The organism is Robinsoniella sp. RHS, from assembly GCF_001029355.1.
Taxonomy (GTDB): Bacteria; Bacillota; Clostridia; order Lachnospirales; family Lachnospiraceae; genus Robinsoniella; species Robinsoniella peoriensis.
The window spans coordinates 216300-236455 of the sequence record NZ_JNGB01000016.1 but is presented as its reverse complement, the minus strand read 5'-3'; the positions used below and the strand labels follow the sequence as shown (position 1 = coordinate 236455).

Annotated in this window: 14 protein-coding genes and 2 pseudogenes; 14 read left to right on the top strand and 2 right to left on the bottom strand. The window is 35.9% G+C overall.

Going from position 1 to position 20156, the window contains the following annotated elements:
• The 8 genes and pseudogenes from RHS_RS09425 to RHS_RS09390 form a co-directional block, all read left to right on the top strand.
• Positions 1 to 339 (top strand): annotated as a pseudogene (locus RHS_RS09425) (hypothetical protein); the annotation flags it as partial.
• Positions 340 to 383: 44 nt separating this feature from the next.
• Positions 384 to 1431, top strand: a pseudogene (locus RHS_RS30685) (glycosyltransferase family 2 protein).
• 21 nt (positions 1432 to 1452) lie between these two features.
• Positions 1453 to 1926 (top strand): glycosyltransferase, encoded by a 474-nt coding sequence (locus RHS_RS09415; protein WP_047833025.1) that lies wholly within the window; start codon positions 1453 to 1455, stop codon positions 1924 to 1926.
• A 204-nt stretch (positions 1927 to 2130) separates the two neighbouring features.
• The gene (locus tag RHS_RS09410) at positions 2131 to 2331 is read left to right on the top strand and encodes a glycosyltransferase family 2 protein (protein ID WP_047833024.1); all 201 of its coding nucleotides are present in this window, start codon (positions 2131 to 2133) and stop codon (positions 2329 to 2331) included.
• A 47-nt stretch (positions 2332 to 2378) separates the two neighbouring features.
• A complete protein-coding gene (locus tag RHS_RS09405; protein WP_047833023.1) occupies positions 2379 to 4109 on the top strand; it encodes a phospho-sugar mutase in 1731 nt (576 codons plus the stop codon).
• Between the two features lie 15 nt (positions 4110 to 4124).
• Positions 4125 to 5219, top strand: a complete 1095-nt coding sequence (gene glf / locus RHS_RS09400) for a UDP-galactopyranose mutase (protein WP_047833022.1) — start codon at positions 4125 to 4127, stop codon at positions 5217 to 5219.
• A gap of 601 nt (positions 5220 to 5820) precedes the next feature.
• Positions 5821 to 6771, top strand: coding sequence for a glycosyltransferase family 2 protein (locus tag RHS_RS09395; protein ID WP_047833021.1), 951 nt, complete (start codon positions 5821 to 5823; stop codon positions 6769 to 6771).
• 74 nt (positions 6772 to 6845) lie between these two features.
• Complete coding sequence (locus RHS_RS09390; protein WP_047833020.1) at positions 6846 to 8669, top strand: hypothetical protein; 1824 nt, start codon at positions 6846 to 6848, stop codon at positions 8667 to 8669.
• A gap of 216 nt (positions 8670 to 8885) precedes the next feature.
• On the opposite strand, the gene RHS_RS09385 is transcribed toward RHS_RS09390, so the two are convergent.
• On the bottom strand, positions 8886 to 11705 hold the full coding sequence (locus tag RHS_RS09385) for a lectin like domain-containing protein (protein ID WP_047833019.1): 2820 nt from the start codon (positions 11703 to 11705) through the stop codon (positions 8886 to 8888).
• Positions 11706 to 11834: 129 nt separating this feature from the next.
• A complete protein-coding gene (locus RHS_RS09380; RefSeq protein WP_047833018.1) occupies positions 11835 to 12755 on the bottom strand; it encodes a sugar phosphate nucleotidyltransferase in 921 nt (306 codons plus the stop codon).
• A 181-nt stretch (positions 12756 to 12936) separates the two neighbouring features.
• Between RHS_RS09380 and RHS_RS09375 the strand changes: the two genes are divergently transcribed.
• The 6 genes from RHS_RS09375 (at position 12937) to RHS_RS09350 (ending at position 20148) form a co-directional block, all read left to right on the top strand.
• Positions 12937 to 13878: a glycosyltransferase family 2 protein gene (locus RHS_RS09375; RefSeq protein WP_047833017.1), complete on the top strand. Its 942-nt coding sequence runs from the start codon at positions 12937 to 12939 to the stop codon at positions 13876 to 13878.
• A 57-nt stretch (positions 13879 to 13935) separates the two neighbouring features.
• A complete protein-coding gene (locus RHS_RS30680) occupies positions 13936 to 15675 on the top strand; it encodes a hypothetical protein (protein WP_395021898.1) in 1740 nt (579 codons plus the stop codon).
• A 235-nt stretch (positions 15676 to 15910) separates the two neighbouring features.
• A complete protein-coding gene (locus RHS_RS09365; protein WP_044296671.1) occupies positions 15911 to 17434 on the top strand; it encodes an amino acid adenylation domain-containing protein in 1524 nt (507 codons plus the stop codon).
• Positions 17427 to 18311, top strand: coding sequence for a formyltransferase family protein (locus tag RHS_RS30675; protein WP_377139529.1), 885 nt, complete (start codon positions 17427 to 17429; stop codon positions 18309 to 18311). Before RHS_RS09365 ends, RHS_RS30675 begins: the two co-directional genes overlap by 8 nt.
• A gap of 1 nt (position 18312) precedes the next feature.
• Positions 18313 to 18546, top strand: coding sequence for an acyl carrier protein (locus tag RHS_RS09355; RefSeq protein WP_044296670.1), 234 nt, complete (start codon positions 18313 to 18315; stop codon positions 18544 to 18546).
• 3 nt (positions 18547 to 18549) lie between these two features.
• Positions 18550 to 20148 (top strand): MBOAT family protein, encoded by a 1599-nt coding sequence (locus tag RHS_RS09350; protein WP_044296669.1) that lies wholly within the window; start codon positions 18550 to 18552, stop codon positions 20146 to 20148.
• The last annotated feature ends 8 nt before the right edge of the window (positions 20149 to 20156 follow it).

Here is a 20156-nt window from a genome sequence, read left to right as displayed (position 1 = left end):
CTTGTAAAACCTTACGGTATGGCAGGAGTATTAGTTGGTACTATATGTTCTCATATTTATAGAAGTATTGATGCAATACATTTTACATCTAAAACATTTATAAAAAGTCTAGAGAAAAAGACTTATATAAGAATATTACGTAACATGTTAACGTTTATTATACTTGACATATTGCTTAAAAAATTTATGATATGGAAAGTAAATTCTTTTATAATATGGATTTTAAATGCTATTGTTATAAGTTTAGTTGTAAGTATTGTAATAATAATCGTAAATGCAATTGCAGAGCCAGTAGAAATAAAAAAGATAATAAATAAATATTTTAAGAAATCAACATAATATTTTTTTCTATAACAATAAAAAAGCAATAAGAGGATGCTAATATGAAAGTTAGTTTTATAGTGACGGTATATAAAGTTGCAGACTATTTACCGCAATGTATAGATAGTATAATTGCACAAAGTATAACTGATTTTGAAGTAATTTTAGTAGATGATGGAAGTCCTGATAATTGTGGGGAGATATGTGACAGTTATTGTAATTTGGATAAAAGAATTAATGTGATACATCAAAAAAAACCAAGGTGTTTCCATTGCACGAAATAATGGTATGAAACAAGCTAGAGGAGAGTGGATTTGTTTTATTGATGGTGATGATATAATAGCACCTAATCTTATTTTTTTGTACTCTGATTTTCTTAATTCTAATTTTGATATTTGTTTTATTAAGCATCAGGAAGTACGCAATGAAAAGATGTTTGATTTAAAAATTAAGGATACAGAAATTAATGTGAATATTAATAATAAAGCAATTAGTTTTGAAGAAAGAGATTTTCAGGAGTTTCAATATGCGGCATTTAATCGTGATAGAAAGAATAGTTATGATTTTCATTTGATTAAGCCAGCTACCCCTTGCAAATTATATAGAAGAGATTTTGTTCGAAAAAATGAAATAAATTTTCCGGAAGGAATTCCAACAGGTGAAGATAGTATTTTCAACTTATACTGTTTTCGTCATGCTAAGAGGGGGGTGTTTATAGACATACCCGTTTATTTTCATAGAGTTTGGGGGGGATCAGTTTCGAAAAAATATAATCCTAATGCTAAAGATGATTTTGTATTATTAAATACTTATTATAAAAAATATATTAATTCAGATATAAACCCTGAACGTTTTAGAGAAGTATATTATGAAAGATGTGTATGGTCATTCGGATTTTGTTGTTTATTAGATTACTGTCATGTTAATAACCCAAATCATTATAGAAAAAGAAAAGAGAGCTTTTTGAGTAATTTAAGTGGTGATTTTAGTATATCTTTTAATTCGGTTAATCTGTCAGCATTCAGATTTCAAAAAAGCATTATTATTTTGGCTAATCAAAAAAAAATTGTTTTGTGTTGTATCTATTCTCTGTTTTTTAGTAGAGATTAAAAGATTAGTGGGGGTGAATAAATGTATAGAATAAGTTTTGTTATTTTGCATTATCAATCAACGAATGACACTGTTAACTGTGTTGACTCTATAATTAAGAATTTGAGTTCTAAAAATTATAATATTGTTATAGTAGATAATGGATCTAAAAATGGTAGTGGTCAGTTCTTAAAAGACAATTATAGTAATGATAATAAAATATATGTGTTGTTAAGTCAAAGTAATTTGGGTTTTGCTAAGGGTAATAATCTTGGTTACCATTATGCAAGAGAAAAATTAAATTCGGATTTTATTATTGTAATCAATAATGATATAATATTAGAACAAAAAGATTTTTTAGATAAGTTAGTTGAAATATTTGAGGATTATCATTATTATATAATGGGTCCAGATATAGTAACACCAGAAAAAGTTCATCAAAATCCATTAAGAGAAAATCTCTATTCAAAAAAATCAAGCTACGTGGGCTTTGATAAAAAAAAACATTATTTTTAAATTATTATAAATTAATGAAATTACTTCATATAAAAGATAAATATTTAATATTACAAAAAAATATATGATAATAAAACTATAAGAAATAGGAATAGTATAGATTACAAGACCAGTAAAACTAATATTGTAATACAAGGAGCTTGTATAATTTATTCCCCACTTTATATAGAAAGAGAAAATAATGCTTTCTATTGTGGAACTTTTATGTACGGTGAGGAAGATATTTTATCATATCAATGTAATGTAAAGGGTTATAAAATATTATATACTCCTGAATTAAAAATTATTCATCTAGATGGAGTAAGTACAAAAAAGACTACTGGTAATAATCTACAAAAAAATATTTTTTATTACTCTCATGCCGTTAAAGGATTGAAAATATTATTAAGCTTGATGGATAAATAATTTATTATTATCTATTATGAAGGGGTAATCTGAGAGGAGATATCAAGATGGACTTTAGAGATACGTTTGATTACTGGTTAAATGACAATTATATCGACGATAAAACAAGAAAAGAGCTGAAGTCAATCAGTGATAATGAAGCGGAGAAAAAAGAGCGTTTTTACAAAGACCTAGAATTTGGAACAGGTGGTTTACGTGGAATTATTGGTGCAGGTACAAATCGAATGAATATTTATACTGTGCGTAAAGCAACACAAGGATTGGCAAATTATATTGTTCAACAAGGGGGAGAGTCAAAAGGTGTAGCAATTGCATACGATTCCAGAGTTATGTCCCCAGAATTTGCAGATGAAGCAGCTTTATGCCTGAATGCAAATGGAGTGAAGACTTATAAATTCGAAACATTGCGTCCTACTCCAGAGCTTTCTTTTGCGGTCAGAGAATTAGGGTGTATAGCAGGAATTGTAATTACAGCAAGTCATAATCCATCAGAATATAATGGATATAAGGTTTATTGGGAAGATGGTGCGCAGATAACGGCACCAAAAGATAAAGAGATAATTGCGGAAGTAAAAAAAGTAATTGATTTACGCTCTGTTAAAACGATATCGAAAGAACAAGCTTGTGAATTGGGATTGTATAAAATTATTGGAAAAGAAATAGATGATAGATATAATGAGGAACTTCATAAATTAACGATCAATCGTAAAGTAATTGATAAGGTGTCTGACAGTATGACTATTGTTTATACACCGCTTCATGGAACCGGTAATGTACCTGTTCAGAGAATCCTAAAAGAATTGGGGTTTAAATATGTTTTTGTTGTGCCAGAACAGGAAGAACCAGATGGAAAATTTCCAACGGTAGCTTCACCAAACCCAGAAGATCCTAAAGCATTTACTATGGCTCTTAAACTTGCCAATAAGGTTGGAGCGGATATTATCTTAGCCACTGATCCGGATGCAGATAGGTTAGGGGTATATGCAAAGGATACAAAGTCTGGGGAATATAAAAGTTTTACCGGAAATATGTCAGGCATGGTTATTGCAGACTATATGATCTCTCAAAGAAAAGAAAAGGGTACTCTACCACAAAATGGAGCTTTAATAAAGACGATTGTTACCACTAATATGGCTAATGTCCTTTCAAATAATTATGGAATACATTTAATTGAGGTATTAACAGGATTTAAATACATTGGAGAACAAATAAAGTTTTTTGAAAAAAATGATACCTTTCAATATTTGTTTGGATTAGAAGAAAGTTATGGCTGTCTAGCAGGTACTTATGCAAGGGACAAAGATGCTGTATCAGCTGTGATGATGCTGTGTGAAGTTGCAGCCTATTGTAAATGTAATCATATGACTCTATGGGACTATATGCTGAAGCTTTATGATCAATATGGTTATTTTAAAGAGGATCTGTTATCCTTTACTTTAAGGGGAATAGATGGAAATGAGCGAATACATAGGATCATGCAGAATTTTAGAGAAAAACCACTGAAAACAATTGGGGGATTAAAAGTATTAAGGATACGGGACTATCAAAAAGGTCAAATTAAAAATCAAATGAGTGGCGAAGTAAAATTAACCGGACTCCCCGTATCAAATGTACTGTATTTTGATTTGGAAGAGGACGCATGGTGCTGCGTCAGACCTTCCGGGACAGAACCCAAGATTAAGTTTTATATGGGAGTAAAAGCAAGGAATTTACAGGAATCTAATGAGAAATGTGAATTAATGAAAAAGGAAATAGAATCAATTGTTATAAATGTATAGAAAAAGGAGAAAAATATGTATAATTATTTAATAGTAGGGGCAGGCCTTTTTGGATCCATATTTGCTCATGAGGCTACAAAAAAAGGAAAGACTTGTCTTGTGATTGACAAGAGAGATCACATTGGCGGCAATATCTATACAGAAGAAGTTGAGGGTATTCAAGTACATAAATATGGTGCCCACATATTCCATACAAGTAATAAAAGGGTATGGGACTACATCAATCAATTTGCAGAATTTAACCGATATACAAATTCCCCAGTAGCATATTATAAAGGTGAGATATTTAATATGCCTTTTAATATGAACACATTCAATAAAATGTGGGGAGTAATTACACCTGATCAGGCAAAGAAAAAAATTTCAGAGCAGATTGCAGAGAGTGGGATTACAGATCCGCAGAACTTAGAGGAGCAGGCAATTTCGCTGGTTGGAAAAGATATCTATGAAAAATTAGTAAAGGGCTATACACAGAAGCAATGGGGTAAATTGTGTACGGAACTTCCAAGTTTTATCATTAAACGACTTCCGGTTCGTTTTACATATGATAATAATTATTTTAATGATTTGTATCAGGGTGTTCCAGTTGGGGGATATACCCAGATCATTTCAAATATGTTAAAAGGAAGCGATGTTCGCTTAAACACAGATTATTTTGCTGATCGGGTAGAACTGGATTCTCTGGCAGAGAAAACAGTTTTTACTGGAATGATTGACGAATTCTATAATCATTGTTTCGGTACTCTGGAATATAGAAGTCTGCATTTTGAAACACAGTTATTAGAAGAGGAAAATTATCAGGGGAATGCCGTTGTGAATTATACGGAATTCGATGTTCCATATACCAGAATAATTGAGCATAAGCATTTCGAATTTGGCGAGCAGAAGAAAACAGTTATTACAAAAGAATATCCAAAACAATGGGAAAATGGGGTTGAACCATATTATCCGATTAATGATGATAAAAATGGAGTTTTGTTTGCTAAATATAAAGAGTTAGCAGAAAAAGAAGATAAGGTAATATTTGGTGGACGTTTGGCGGAATATAAATACTATGATATGCATAATGTCATTCAACAGGCATTGGAGTGTGTGGAAAAGGTGATTTGAGTTAGAGTGATATCATGGAGAGTGAAAATAAAGTTTTTAGGGTAGATAAGAAAATTCTTTAGTCTTTGATTCATATATTATTTATCAATCAGTGCTTTATTTTTGGGCTGGTAATAAAAAGCAACTCATTAAAATAAATCCATTTCATAAATATTTGGGGGTTAACAAAAAAATTGATTAAATAACTGTATGGGAAAATCAAGCAGAAGATGTTCAGCCTACTTTGTGATGTACTCTGATATATACTATTTTTCATTTATTCAGGGTGCATTTACAAAATGGATAGGGGGGATTAAAAATTCTTCTGGCACTATTTGTAACGTTATTGGTATGATATGTCTTGAACTAACAAAATATCAAAAATAATCTATTATTGTTGCAGGGGGATGAGTCCTTCTTTTCTAAATAATGAAATTCATAAGATTGTTTGTTTTACTTTAAATAGTTGTTAGGTATAGCTATTTTGCATTTAAAATATTATGAATAGAGAAAAATTGGATTATAGATTTTTGACAGTATTCTTCCAGTCAATTTCTTTATAGAATCAGTTTATGGTTAAATATATTAATTACAATAGTGTGCAAAATACAAGGAGTAGATAATGGAAAAAATATCAGTTGTAGTCCCATGCTACAATGAAGAAGAAGCGATACCATATTTCTACAAAGAAATATGTGCAGTCGAAAAAAATATGAGTGAGTTTGAATTTGAAATTATTTTTGTAGATGACGGTTCTAAAGACCAAACACTAAAAATTGCAAAAGAATTTGCAGAGAAGGATCATCAAATTAAATATATTTCTTTTTCCAGAAACTTTGGAAAAGAAGCGGCAATTTTTGCCGGTATTTCAAAATCGACAGGAGATTATGTCGTAATTATGGATGTGGATCTGCAGGATCCTCCTCGTCTATTGCCTGAGATGATGAAAGCTATTAAAGAAGAAGGGTATGATTCTGTTGCCACCAGACGTGTAAGCCGAAAAGGTGAACCTCCTATAAGGTCGTTTTTCGCCCGGAGGTTTTACCGCATTATAAATCGAATATCAAAGACAGAAATTGTGGATGGTGCCAGGGATTATCGTTTAATGACCAGGCAGTTTGCAAATAGCCTGTTAGAAATAAAAGAGTACAACCGGTTTTCAAAAGGATTATTCGGCTGGGTTGGGTATAATACAAAATGGTTGGAATTTGAAAATGTAGAACGGGTTGCAGGAGAAACCAAATGGTCATTTTGGAAACTTCTATTATATAGCATAGAAGGAATCGTGGCATTTTCTATAGTACCACTATCTATTGCAACAATTTCAGGTTTGTTATTTTGTTTATTGGCATTTTTGTTTGTTATAATAATTTTTCTAAGAGCTTTGATTTTTCAGGACCCGGTAGCAGGTTGGCCATCTTTGGCTTGTATTATCTTATTTGTTGGTGGCATACAATTATTTTGTATGGGAATATTGGGAGAATATTTGGCAAAGACTTATTTAGAAGTAAAAGACCGGCCAATTTATATCTGTAAAGAATCAAATTTATTGGATGACGAGACAGAAAAATAGTTAAAAATATGGTAATAATTATTTTTGATATAAGAGTGTCATGTTTGAGGCTGTATAGATGAAAGGAAACGATTGTGAAGAAAACAATTACTAAACATAACTATATTTATCTGATCATAGCTTTTTTAATAGCGTTTTTACCAAGGGTATATTTGTGCTTACAGGAATATCCGGTACGTATGATATCGGACGAGATAGCAACCCTGTCAGGGGCAGCTCATTTTGCGGGATTAGACTGGTCAGCGGTGATTTCGAAAGCTGGATATTATGGAAGTGGATTTTATGGATTGTTTTTCTGGCTGTTTAAGTTGACAGATAATCCTTTCATAATATATAAGTGCATGTTGATTGGCGCATCTTTGGCGCAGGCTATTGTTGCTGTAGTTGCTTTTGTTATTATGCAGCGTCATTTTGAGATCCGAAATGGAAAGGTTCTATGTGTCTTTTCTATAGCTTGTTCTTATATGGTGGTGACGTTTCCGAACAGAACTTATAATGAACATATTTTGATACTATTAACCTGGATTGTAACTTTACTTTTTTTAGAATTAAAAAAGAGTATCGGACAGAAAGTTAAAACAAGTATCCTGACAGGAATACTAATGTTAACTCTAGCATATGGTCTAACAGTTCATACACGTGCATTGACTTTATGGATTGCTTGTGCGTTTGTGGTACTACTATATTTTTATTTATATAGAAGTTGGCTTGTATCTAAGCTGGTTGTATTGTTTGGCGGCATTATCGGTTATTTTGGAGGTAATCAGTTTGTAGCCTTGGTACAAAAGACTGTATGGGCAGCTGAAAATGGAGAGACTGTTCGTAACGGAGCGATTAATGTTTCTATTAACTTTAAAATACTGGATCCTACGACCTGGTTTTCAGCATTAGCTGTGTTCCTGGGTCAGCTGAATACTATTTCAGTTTTCACAGGAGGTTTCATGATTCTGTGTTTTGTCTTCATGACCTGGTTATTTTTCGGTATGCTTCGGGACAAGTTAAAAAACAAGAATCATACGATACTAGAGCACAAAGAACTTTATTTTCTAATTTCAGTTTATTTATTAGCTTGTGTTGGAATGACAATTGTAGCTCAAACAATCAGCTGGCTTCCCGGTGTAATTGAGGGAGTCAAAGATGGTTTTGGTACGGAAATATATGCAATGAAAGCAATCACGTACATCCGCTACTTTGGTCCTTATCTCGGTCCGGGAATCATGGTTGGATTTGTTTGTGGTTACAAAAATCTGGATTGGTTTAAACGTTATTTTAAACCTGCATTAATTATCTTTATCATACTGCAGGTATTTTGGTCAGGTGCAATTTTACCATTTATAAAAAATAATGGAGTTACAAAAGAAGTATTTATTGCTTTGTCACTCTCAAAACCAGGGCAAAAAGTAGATTTAATGACTTTCTTGCCAGGTGGTGTAATAACGATTGTCGTATTTTTACTGATTATTTATTTATATAAAAAAAATAAAACGATTATCCCGGTAATGATTGTGTGTGGTCTCTGTATGTTCCAGTATGTATATACCAGCGTCTATTTTGATCAATATGCGTCTAAAAAGAATATGAAGAAGGCCAATGCCGGATATGCTTTAGTACAGAAAATGGAAGATAAAGTTGAATTGCCAAAGAAATTATATGTTTATGATGCCACAAAAAAGACAGATCACCAGATCTTTTATCTTTATCAGTTTATGTTAAACCGTTATGAAGTGATACCGGAGCTTCCTGAAAGAGAAGATGACCAGGCAATTGTTTTTAGCAATAGCGCTGAAGTGGATAAGCTGTACCAAATGGGGTATCAGTGTATTCCATTGGATAAAAATGAATTTGTCTATGCCAAGAGCGAGTGGACAGGTGAAATACAGAAGTATTGGAAAAAGTAAAAAATCATTCTAAATAAAATAAATGGGCTGGCGGATAATAATTAATATTATCTGCCAACCCATTATTTTACTTATATATTAAGCGTCAAATAAGTATGTCAAATGTGAGGCATACATAATCCTGACTTAATAAAGAAATATCTGATATAGTACCATACAAAGAGTATTAAAATATCACTCCGAAATATGAGTACTATAAACATACCTGCATTTCATTTATTTTGTAATACTCTTAACCACTGAATATGCCCCATATACTTTCTTACCCTTCACAACCCTGTAAGCCCTCACTTTATAATAATACGTTCCATTATCTATCAGATTATTATAATAAGTAGTACTTGTTTTGCCGGTAGTTGTTCGAACGCGCTTATATTCACCGTTTTTAGCGTTACTGCGGTATACCTGATAGCCGCTGGCTCCAGAGACAGATTTCCAGGTTACTTTTGCTTTAGAGCTGCCTGATAGGGTAAGTTCATTTAATTTGGGAGCCTGTGGAGCCGGCTTACAGGAACTGATATAGGAGCGGTTGCTGTATACTTTTTTGCCACCGGATACCTTATAAGAGCGGAGCTGGTAGTAGTAGGTTCGTCCTGTGGTCAGCCCTTTATCGATATAAGTGGTTGTTCCGGGGTTCTTAATTGTAGCTATTTTTTTATAGGTGCCATTTTTGCTTGTACTGCGATAAATTGCATAGCCTTTTGCACCATACACTTTATACCAGCTCAAATTAATACTTTTATATCCTCTGGCAGTGACCTTTTCAAAATTCGGCCGGGTTACTTTGATGGTAATACTTTTTGACAGACCATTTGATGTGGTTGCTGTTATTTTAGCGCTTCCATATCCAACGGCAGCAGCAGTTGCCTTTTTACCACCGGAAGAAGTTATTTTGACAACTTTTGAATTAGATGACTTCCAGGTGACAGAAGAAACCGTGCTTTTCTTAGGGGAAAATGCAGCATCTATGCTGATCTCTCTGCCTACATAAGTAGATGTTTTACTTGCTTTCAATGATAAATTTTTAGGTGAAACTGTTTTCAGATCAGATGTAAATGCTTTTATACGTACCGTATCACCTTTGGAACCGGCCATACTATGTGCATCCTGCCAGGTTTTATCGGAATCCTTTTGGATAAAACTTTGATTTTTATTTGAGGTGGAAATAAATCTCACCCAGGAGCCATTGGTATATGTGCGGTCCATGAAAATATACAACGGGGAATCGCCGGGGGGTGTTAATTGAATTACAATAGCAAAGGTTTCTCCTTTAGACAGTGTTACCGGCTTATCCAGCGTAATTGTTTGATAACCGGCGTACTGACTTACTCCTTTTTGCGGCTTCGACAACATTTTTGTACCACTGGTTGGATTGGAGGCATCTTTGAGATTTTTATATATCTGAATCGAATAATTTACACCGGGAGTATAATGAGCAAAAGATACGGCTTCTAAAAGTTCATCCGCTCCCTTAGCATTCCCCATGGCAGTATAAACATTAGAAACGGAAGTGGTTCCACTATACATGTTATAGGAATTTCCGCTGGATCCATCATACTGGTAATTGTGATCATAGTTATCGACTAATCCAAAATCAAATGCAACACCTGTTGCATCCCCGTCTCCGCTGCTAATAAAAGCATCTTCATAAGAAATCCAGAAGTAGCCTTCTTTCCCCCAGTTGCTGCCCCAGCTGTTTTTGGCAAGCCATGCACCATTGCGGGATGGCTGCTTTCCGGAAAGGAAATTCGTTCTCTTATAATTATCATCCCAGCCAACAATTTCTACTGTATGGTTTTGGCTGTTTACAGCTCCTTTTGCCACATAACAATAGGAAGCAGTATTTGGGTTATAATAGTTAAAGTAATTATTGGGGTCAATGTACAAATTTGCTGCGATGGCACCTTGGGACAGAATCAGTGATTTCATGTCATCCATGGAAGCCGATGGGATAATATATGCATTTTGCAAATGTGCTTTATCAGAATAGGCTAAATCGGAATTTAAGCCGCCGGGAAATTTGAATGGATCATTGCTGTAAGGAGCTACCGATTCATCGGCTGCACCTACCCATTTGGCCAGGGTAAATATGGTAAATAAATTGTTACCACCTGTCTCCAGATAGTTTAGGTTTGGAGATATAGGAAGGTTTCTGTCATTGAGTGTAAGTTTAAGAGGATCATTCGCCGTATTATAGAAAAAGTATGCCAGATGCCGTTCGGAAAGATCCAGGGATGATGTAGCAAGCCCCTTTTTTAATAAGGATGTTTCACCGCAGGCGAGGGAAGAAAATGCCCAACAGGTATCCCATGGCCGCTGATCCCGCACGCCCGTTACAAATCCCAGATCACGGCTGCTGTAATAAGAAGGAAAGGATGCCCTGGCTCGGGGAGCAGTGCCGCTATTTGCATTTAAGGCGGGCATGCCAAAGGATGGAAGCGTTATCAGCTGGGGAGCCATGGATTGCTGCTGATCCAGTTCTTCCTGGGTCATGGGTCTTCCAAGCACGTAATCCAGATCTGGAATTTTCTCTGTTTCGGATTCCTTTTTACCAGCACGATTGGATTTCTTCTTCAATGAGCCGGATTTGTTTGATTGAGGCTCTGATATTGTGTCAGATTGTGGCTCGGTAATTGTCTGTGGTTCCGTCTGAGCGGAAGTCTCTGCAGAAGTTGGTAAATCAGTTTCCGGTGTTTCTGTACTCATTGACGGAGCTTCTGTAGTCGTTATGTTTTCTTCCGATATATCGGATTCATCTGATGTATTCGTTACTTCAGTTTCGCTGTTCATTTCAGCTCCACTGTTATTTTCTAAGTTGTTTTTTTTATCTGTGGTATTGTTATTGTTTGATATTTTATCTTTGTTATTGTTTGCTAATGTTTCAGATTCGTTTTCAGCAATCTGCGAAGCAGAAGCTTTTTGCTTTTGAATATTGACGCTTTCCGGCGTACCGGCAGCCAAAACAGTGTCTGCCGGAGCCATGGTAGAAAGTGAAATACTCAAAATAAGAGATATTGCTAATTTTGATTTTTTCATTAAATCACTCCTAAAGTCAAAAACCCCGCCGAAGGCAACGGGGCATAAAATTTGTTACATTGCAACAGGGGTGTGATCCTCACGGCAGTCACCAACTGTTCCCGTAAGCGTATCTATTTGGTTCGTTGCTCACCGTAATAAAGGGTTTGAATAAACGCCGTCTGCAATCAGTTTCCGGAAAGATGCTACTACGGTATCTTTGTCTTCTTTATATGTAACACCAAACCATTTATCATTTGTTTCTAATAAAGTTACCTGGGCTTTGCCAGATTTGATCATCTGATCAACGATAATCGGAAGCAGGTATTCTTTCTTTAAATCACCTTCTTTTATGCCGGAGAGAAATTCTGCAAAACCTGTTTCCAGCTCGTCCAGTAAATCCGGTGTAAAGCCCCACATATTCATGGAAACATAACTCTTGGCATCAATTGGTTTTTGTGTACCGTCTTCCAAACAGATCGCAGCACCTTCTTTTGTTTTGATGATGTCCGAAGTTTCATCTACATCTACGAGATGGTAATTTTGGTCAATATTACAAACGCCTCTGGTTACGCCTCCATTGTCGCTTAATGTATTGCCTAATATAAAGCCTGCCATACAGAAATTAAACTTACCGGGGACAGGAGCCCAGTTTACTAAATAGTCATGAATTTTTACAAATGCTTCTTTTCCATAATAGTCATCTGCATTGATAACGATAAATGGGTCATTGAGCAAACCCTTACAGCAAAGTATTGCCTGTCCGGTTCCCCAGGGCTTTGTCCGGTCAGCAGGTTTGGTAAATCCTTCAGGAAGATCGTCTAATTCCTGGAAGGCGTAGGATACATCAGCAATTTTTTCGATACGTCTGCCGATGATTTCCTTAAAGTCTTTTTCCAGATCTTTTCGGATAATAAATACGATTTTATTAAATCCGGCTTCCAGGGCATCATGTATCGAATAATCCATGATGATCTCACCAGCTGGTCCAACAGGTTCCAGTTGTTTGATACCTCCTCCAAATCGGCTTCCGATTCCGGCAGCCATGATTACCAGTGTTGTGTCTTTCATAATTCTTCTCCTTGATATTGTTTTTTCATAATATAGTCAGTATAGCATATAAAAATGGAAATGAACATCCAAAAAGGGTATCTTAAGAAAAATTAATGTTAAATTCTTTGACGATGCCAATTTTTTGGTGTAATATTAATCCAAATGCTAAATAACTAAATTTGGAAAGGAATATAATATTATGGCTTTATTATCCGTAGTTATTCCAGCGTATAATGAGGAACGCATGGTGTCAAAAGCGGCAGAAGCGATTGGAAAAGTACTGGAAAAAGAACATATAGTCTATGAAATTGTTTTTGTAAATGATGGATCAAAGGACGAAACCTGGAATGAAATAGAAAAGCTGAGCAGGAAAAAAGAAAACATCATTGGAATTCATTTTTCCAGAAATTTTGGAAAAGAATCTGCAATATTTGCAGGGCTGGCCAATGCTGGCGGGGATTGTTGTGTTGTGATGGATTGTGACCTGCAGCATCCGCCGGAGACTCTGGTAGAAATGTACCATCTGTGGGAACAGGGGTATGAAATTGTTGAAGGTGTTAAAAAAAGCAGAGGCAGGGAGAGTGTACTCCACAAGGCCAGTGCGGGGATGTTTTATAAGATTATGTCACGTGCAGTAAAGATTGATATGTCCAGGGCATCGGATTATAAACTGATGGATCGCAAGGCGGTTAATTCTCTGCTGAATATGCCGGAAAGAAATGCATTTTTCCGGGCATTGTCTTCCTGGGTAGGATATAGGGGAACCACGGTAGAATTTGATGTTCATGAAAGAATCGATGGGGAATCTAAGTGGTCTACCTGGTCTTTGATAAAATATGCAGTTACAAATATTGTGGCTTTTTCGACAGCACCCATGCAGTTTGTAACAGTAGCAGGGGTTTTTGTGTTTTTCCTGGGTGTTTTTCTTGGAATTCAATCTTTGTATAAATATTTTTCAGGACATGCTGTGGAGGGATTTACCACTGTAATCCTGTTAATATTGCTGATTGGCAGTATCATTATGATGAGTCTGGGTATCATTGGTTATTATATTTCTAAGATTTATGAAGAGGTAAAGGGAAGACCAAGATATTTGATATCGAAGAAGGTTGGCGGACAGGGAAGCGTAACTGAAGATTAAATAAATGATGCGGATTAAGCAGGTCATTTAGAAAAGGATGTAACTAAAGGGGAAAAAATGATTTTAAGTAACAAAACAGGCAGATTGCTAGGTTTGTTTTTTGGGATAGCAGTGATTGTCTTTCTGCTATATCCCATAAGGAACGTTTTTGCGGCTACATTGAAAAGTCCGGATGGATTTGACGGCATACAGTGGGAGTACGATCATGAAGCTTCTGTTGTGGATGAGAATGGATGGACACAGGCAATGTGCGCTACGGATAAGTATCTGGTGTGTTTGGAAAACGGACAAAAAGGGGAACCGGATACGCTGATAGCGTTTTATAAGACTGATAAAGATGAAGATGGTTATACTGTACCACAATACAGTTATGCACGTCATACCAGAGTGACGGACTATGAACACGGAAACGGGATGACATTTAATCCCAATACAAATGAATTGTACATTGCTACAGGAAATCCCGATAATCCGGATAACTTTGGAAGTCTTATGGTAGCAGATGCAGATACGCTGGAATATAAGAGAACGATAAAAATATTAGATGAAGAGATATTTTTTTCGGGAGTTGATTATAATCCTCAGACGAACCAGTATATATTACAGATGGGACGATCCGGAGGATATTCTTTTTTGGTAACGGATGCAGATTTCAAGATCTTATCTAAAATTGAAGGTGTGAAACGTACGACAGGAACCACGTTTCAGGACTTTTGTGTTTCGGGAGATTATATTATCAGTGTATCATATGAATTGAGTTCCGGAGTGAATAATTATATACAGGTCTATTCCATTTCTCAGGGAAAATTGTTAGGCAGGTATTATATTGATTTTGCAGATTATGAAGAGAAGCGGGAAGCAGAGGATATCTGTATGGTGGAACCCGGAAAATTTATTATTAGTACGGGGGTTGCTTCCCCCAGAAGAATCCGGTTTTATTCAGCAACCGTTCCGATTGTATATAATATAGAAGCGAAAGCGCAGAATGGCACCGTAAGTGAAAGCAATGCTCAGGTAGAACCAGGTGGGGAATACAAAATGACCTACCAGCCGAATAAAAATTATGAGGTGAAAAGCGTTACAGTAGATGGAAAAGAAGTTGATATTCAAAAATATCCTTCAGAATATACCTTTACGAATGTGAATGAAGATCATAGTATTTCTGTAGAATTTTCAAAAATACCAAAATATAAAATAGACACAAAGGTTACGAACGGTACTATACATAAGACAAAATCCGTATATCGGGATAAGAGTTATACAGTATCCTACCAGCCGGACGAGCATTATGAATTAGAGTCAATAGTAGTGGATGGAAAAGCGATTGACATTAAAGGCCATGAAACAGAGTATACTTTTGAGAATGTACAGGATCAGCATAGTATCGAGGTGAAATTTAAGGAAATACCTACTTTTGAAATTACTACAAAGGTGACCAACGGAAAGATAAGTGACGGCGCCGCGAAGGTATACCGGGATACAGGCTTCAAGGTGGAATATCAACCAAAAGAAGATGCCGTATTATTAGGAATTCTGGTGGATGGCAGACTTGTCAGCAGGAGTGAATTTCAGGATTCGTATAAATTTGTAAATATCCAGGAAAATCATAAAATACATGTTATTTATATATCTGATTTCGTTCCTATGTGTATAATAATTGGAATAGTCATTCTAATACTGGTAATTGGATATACAATTTTGACCATTAGGAGAAGGAAGCGTCGTATTATTAAAGACAGGCGCAGAAGAAGGCGCAGGTTAGATCAGAAAGAAACAGACGAAAACAAGGAATTGTAATATTTTTGTCATATATTTGTAATAATTGAAAAATCCGTAGATATAAAAGGATAATTTAAAAAGCAAAGACATTGGGTGTAGGAGGCGCAGACTTCTGCACCCGTTTTTTGATTATAATCAAAAAATCATTAATGGTTAATTATTCATTTGCATGAGGAAAATGATTTACAAATATTGCAAATATATTAAAAATATGTTATTGTAGTATGAATCATGTTTGATCAGGGAGGTCATAATGCAGAGGAATATTTTGGATTTTCTGGAGAACGCTGCACTGCAGTATCCGGAGAAAAAAGCATTTTCAGATGAATTAAAAAGTATTACCTATAGAGAATTACAAGAGCAGGCGAAAGCGGCAGGAAGCCGATTGACAGAAGAAATGGGAAACAGAACAGGTAAGCCTGTCGTTGTTTTAATTGACAGGGATGTTGACAGTATCATTGCGTTTATGTCTGTGGTTTACAGCGGCAATTTTTATGTTCCGGTAGATGGGACAATGCCTGCTAAGCGTATTGAACTGATTCTGGAAACTTTATTGCCTGAAATAATAATAGCACCAGAAAAGTTGAGAAAAAATTTATCAGATGTTCCATATGAATGTAAGGTCTATGCCTTAGGGGAATTAAGCTGCCAGCCTGTTAATGAAAAAGAACTGGCGAGAATCAGAAAAGCGGGGCTGGATACGGATCCCCTGTATTCTATTTTTACATCTGGCTCCACCGGTGTACCAAAAGGCGTATTGGTAGGCCACCACTCCGTAATCGATCTGGTTGACAATTTTGCCAATGAGTTTCATTTTGGTCCTGATTGTATCTTTGGAAATCAGGCGCCATTTGACTTTGACGTGTCGGTAAAAGACATTTATTCTACACTTAAAAATGCAGCGACTATGTATATTATTCCGAAAGTAATGTTTTCATTTCCTGGAAAATTGATTACATATTTGAATGAGAAGAAGGTGAATACAGTAATCTGGGCTGCATCAGCCCTGCGTATTGTGCAGAATCTCAAAGCCCTTGATAAGGAATTACCCCGGCACTTGCGTACAATTATGTTCTCCGGTGAAGTGATGCCGAACCGTGTATTGAACTATTGGCGGAACTATCTGCCGGATGTTCAGTATGTTAACCTGTATGGTCCTACTGAAATTACATGTAACTGTACATTTTATAAGGTAGACAGAGCATTTCAGGATGAAGAGGTCCTTCCAATAGGTAAACCCTTCGAAAACACCGGTATCCTGTTGCTGAATGACAAAAATGAACAGGCAAAGGAAGATGAGACAGGGGAAATCTGTGTAAGAGGAAGTTCTCTTGCACTGGGATATTACAATAATCCGCAGAAAACCCGGGAGGCATTTTGCCAGAATCCACTGAATAATGTTTATCCGGAAATAATTTATCGCACCGGAGATTTGGGTAAATATGATAAAGAGGGAAATTTGATGTTCCTTTCCAGAAAAGATTATCAGATTAAGCATATGGGACACAGAATTGAACTTGGTGAAATAGAAGTAGTAGCCAATGCACTTCCGGTTCTGGATGCGGCATGCTGTATATATGATGAGATAAAAGAGAAAATTGTTATGTTTTATCAGGCGGGAGAAAAGTGTGACAGAGATGTTCTTAAATCTATGGGTCAGAGTCTCCCGAAATATATGTTTCCGAATAAATTAAAATATTATGAATCATTGCCGCTTAACAAAAATGGGAAGATTGACCGCGTATTGTTAAAAAAGGAATATATGGAAAATGAATAAGATGAATATTTGTTATAAGGAAATTATTGTGGTGGGAACAACCCAGCTCGCCGGTCAATGTCTTTCATTTGTGCGGGAAATGAATAAAGATATTTCGGTTTATTTTTGGGATACAGGAGAGAAAGCCAGCGATATTGTGCAGGAATCTTTCAGGAAGGATAATATATCCTATACCACAAAATCGAAAAAAGAGATAATGGATGAACTGAGAAACTGGGGTACGAAAACGTTGGTTTTCAGTATTATGAATCCATATTTATTTCCGGCTGCTGTGGTGGATAACAGTAATCTGAATATCATCAACCTGCATCATGCATTGCTGCCACGTCACAGAGGGCGTAATGGCGAAGCATGGGCTGTTTATGAAGGAGATCAGGAAGCCGGTATAACCTGGCATCGTGTGACACCCGGTGTAGACGATGGAGATATTGTGATTCAAAAACAAACACCTGTTACAGAAGACATGACCTCCATAAAATTGCTGCGTCTGCAGAATAGGCTTGCTTATGAAGGATTTACGGAAGTGTTAGTGGATTTGCTTACGGATAAAGCCGAATACCAAAAACAGATAATTCCCGGCGACAGCAAAATAAATTTGAATAAAAATGTTCCGGGAGGAGGATATCTGGACCTGCAGTGGACAGGGGAGCAGATAAGCCGCTTTCTCAGAACGATGGATTATGGTGTCTTAAAAACACTTGGAACCCCTAAAGTTGAATTTGAAGGCAAGACATATGCCTGGAAAAAGTACAAGATTGAAAGAGAGAGTACCAGACAAGATTCCGTTGTAATGCAGGATGACTGCTTACATATAGATAAAGACGGATATAGCATTTCATTAAAAAAAATATTTGAGACAGAGAAAGGAAGTAAATAGCATGAAAGAAGAATTAATGGAGATTTTGACAGAATTGAGACCCGATGTAGAGTTTGAAGCAGAGACAAAGCTGATTGACGATGGAGTACTGGACTCCTTTGATATTGTATCTTTGGTAGGAGAACTAAATGATGCATTCGATATTGAAATTAATGTAGAACATTTAATGCCGGAAAACTTTAATAATGTGGAAGCAATGCTTCAGCTGATCACTTCCCTACAAGAAGAGGATTAAAATATGGCTTTTGTATCAGGCTCATTCTTGGTTTTCCTTTTCGTAGTATTTACGGCATACTTTCTGACACCGAAGAAATACCAGTGGGTCGTGCTTTTGATTGCCAGCTATACTTTCTATGCATTTTCAGGTGTAAAGTTACTGTTTTTTTTAGTTCTGACAACACTTGTAACTTTTATGACGGGACGTTTACTGGGGAAGGTAAATCAACAAACCTCCCAGTACCTGGCTGCACAGAAGAAAAATCTCAGCAGGGAAGAAAAGAAAGAATATAAAAATAAACAGACTACAAAAAAGAGAAGGATATTATTTTACGCAGTTTTGGTGAATCTGGGTATCCTGATCTTTTTGAAATATTTTAACTTCCTGGCAGGAAATGTGAATTCAGTGATTTCATTGTTTGGAAGTAATGCTAAGATTCCGGTATTGAATCTGCTGCTTCCGCTTGGAATCTCTTTCTACACACTCCAGTCTATTGCTTATGTGGTAGATGTGTATCGAGGGAAGTATGAACCGGACGGAAATATAGCAAAATTTGCATTGTTTATGTCTTATTTCCCTCAGATTGTTCAAGGGCCAATTGCCCGTTATGATCAGCTGGCGCATCAGCTTTATGAATCCCATAAATTCGAGTATAATCGTGTTACACAAGGAGCGCAGCTGATTCTATGGGGATTTATTAAGAAGCTGGTAATAGCAGACCGTCTGGCTGTAATTGTGAATCCCATTTTTGATAATTATCAAAATTATGGTGGAATTTTACTGTTTATCGCAGCAGCAGGGTATGGATTTCAGGTATATGCAGATTTTTCAGGCGGTATGGATATTGCGCGTGGAGTATCACAGATCCTTGGCATAGATCTGGTTCTGAATTTTGAACGCCCGTATTTTGCTCGGTCTCTTGCGGAGTTCTGGCGCAGATGGCATATAACTCTTGGAAGCTGGATGAAGGATTACGTATTTTATCCGTTATCCCTGTCAAAACAGTTTTCTAAGCTGGGGAAAGCTACAAGAAAAATTCTTGGTAATTATATTGGCAAAAAACTGCCAACATTTTTAAGCATGTTTATTGTATTTATGCTGGTAGGTGTCTGGCATGGGTCAAGCTGGAAATATGTGGGATATGGACTCTGGAATGCTGTTATCATTGTCAGCAGTATTTTACTGGAGCCATTTTATATCAGCGTGGCGCAGAAATTCAAAGTAAACACTGAGTGTTTTGGATGGCGGTTTTTCCAGATGGTCCGTACATTTTTGATTTGCAGCTTTGGAAGATTTTTTTCCAGAGGGTTGTCATTTTTAGTTGCTGTCGATATGATTAAGAGAACATTCACGGAATTTAATCCCTGGGTGTTATTCGATGGAACGCTTTTAAATCTGGGATTATCTATTTATAACATATTAGTTTTGATTTTTATGATAATTGTAATGTTAATTGTTGGAAATCTTCAGGAAAAAGGGATACATATCCGGGAATCAATTGCAAGACAGAACCTGTATTTCCGGTGGATGATATATCTGGGTGCACTTATACTAGTATTAGTATTCGGGATATATGGTCCGGGCTATTCAGCAGCAGAATTTATATATCAACAATTTTAACGAGATTT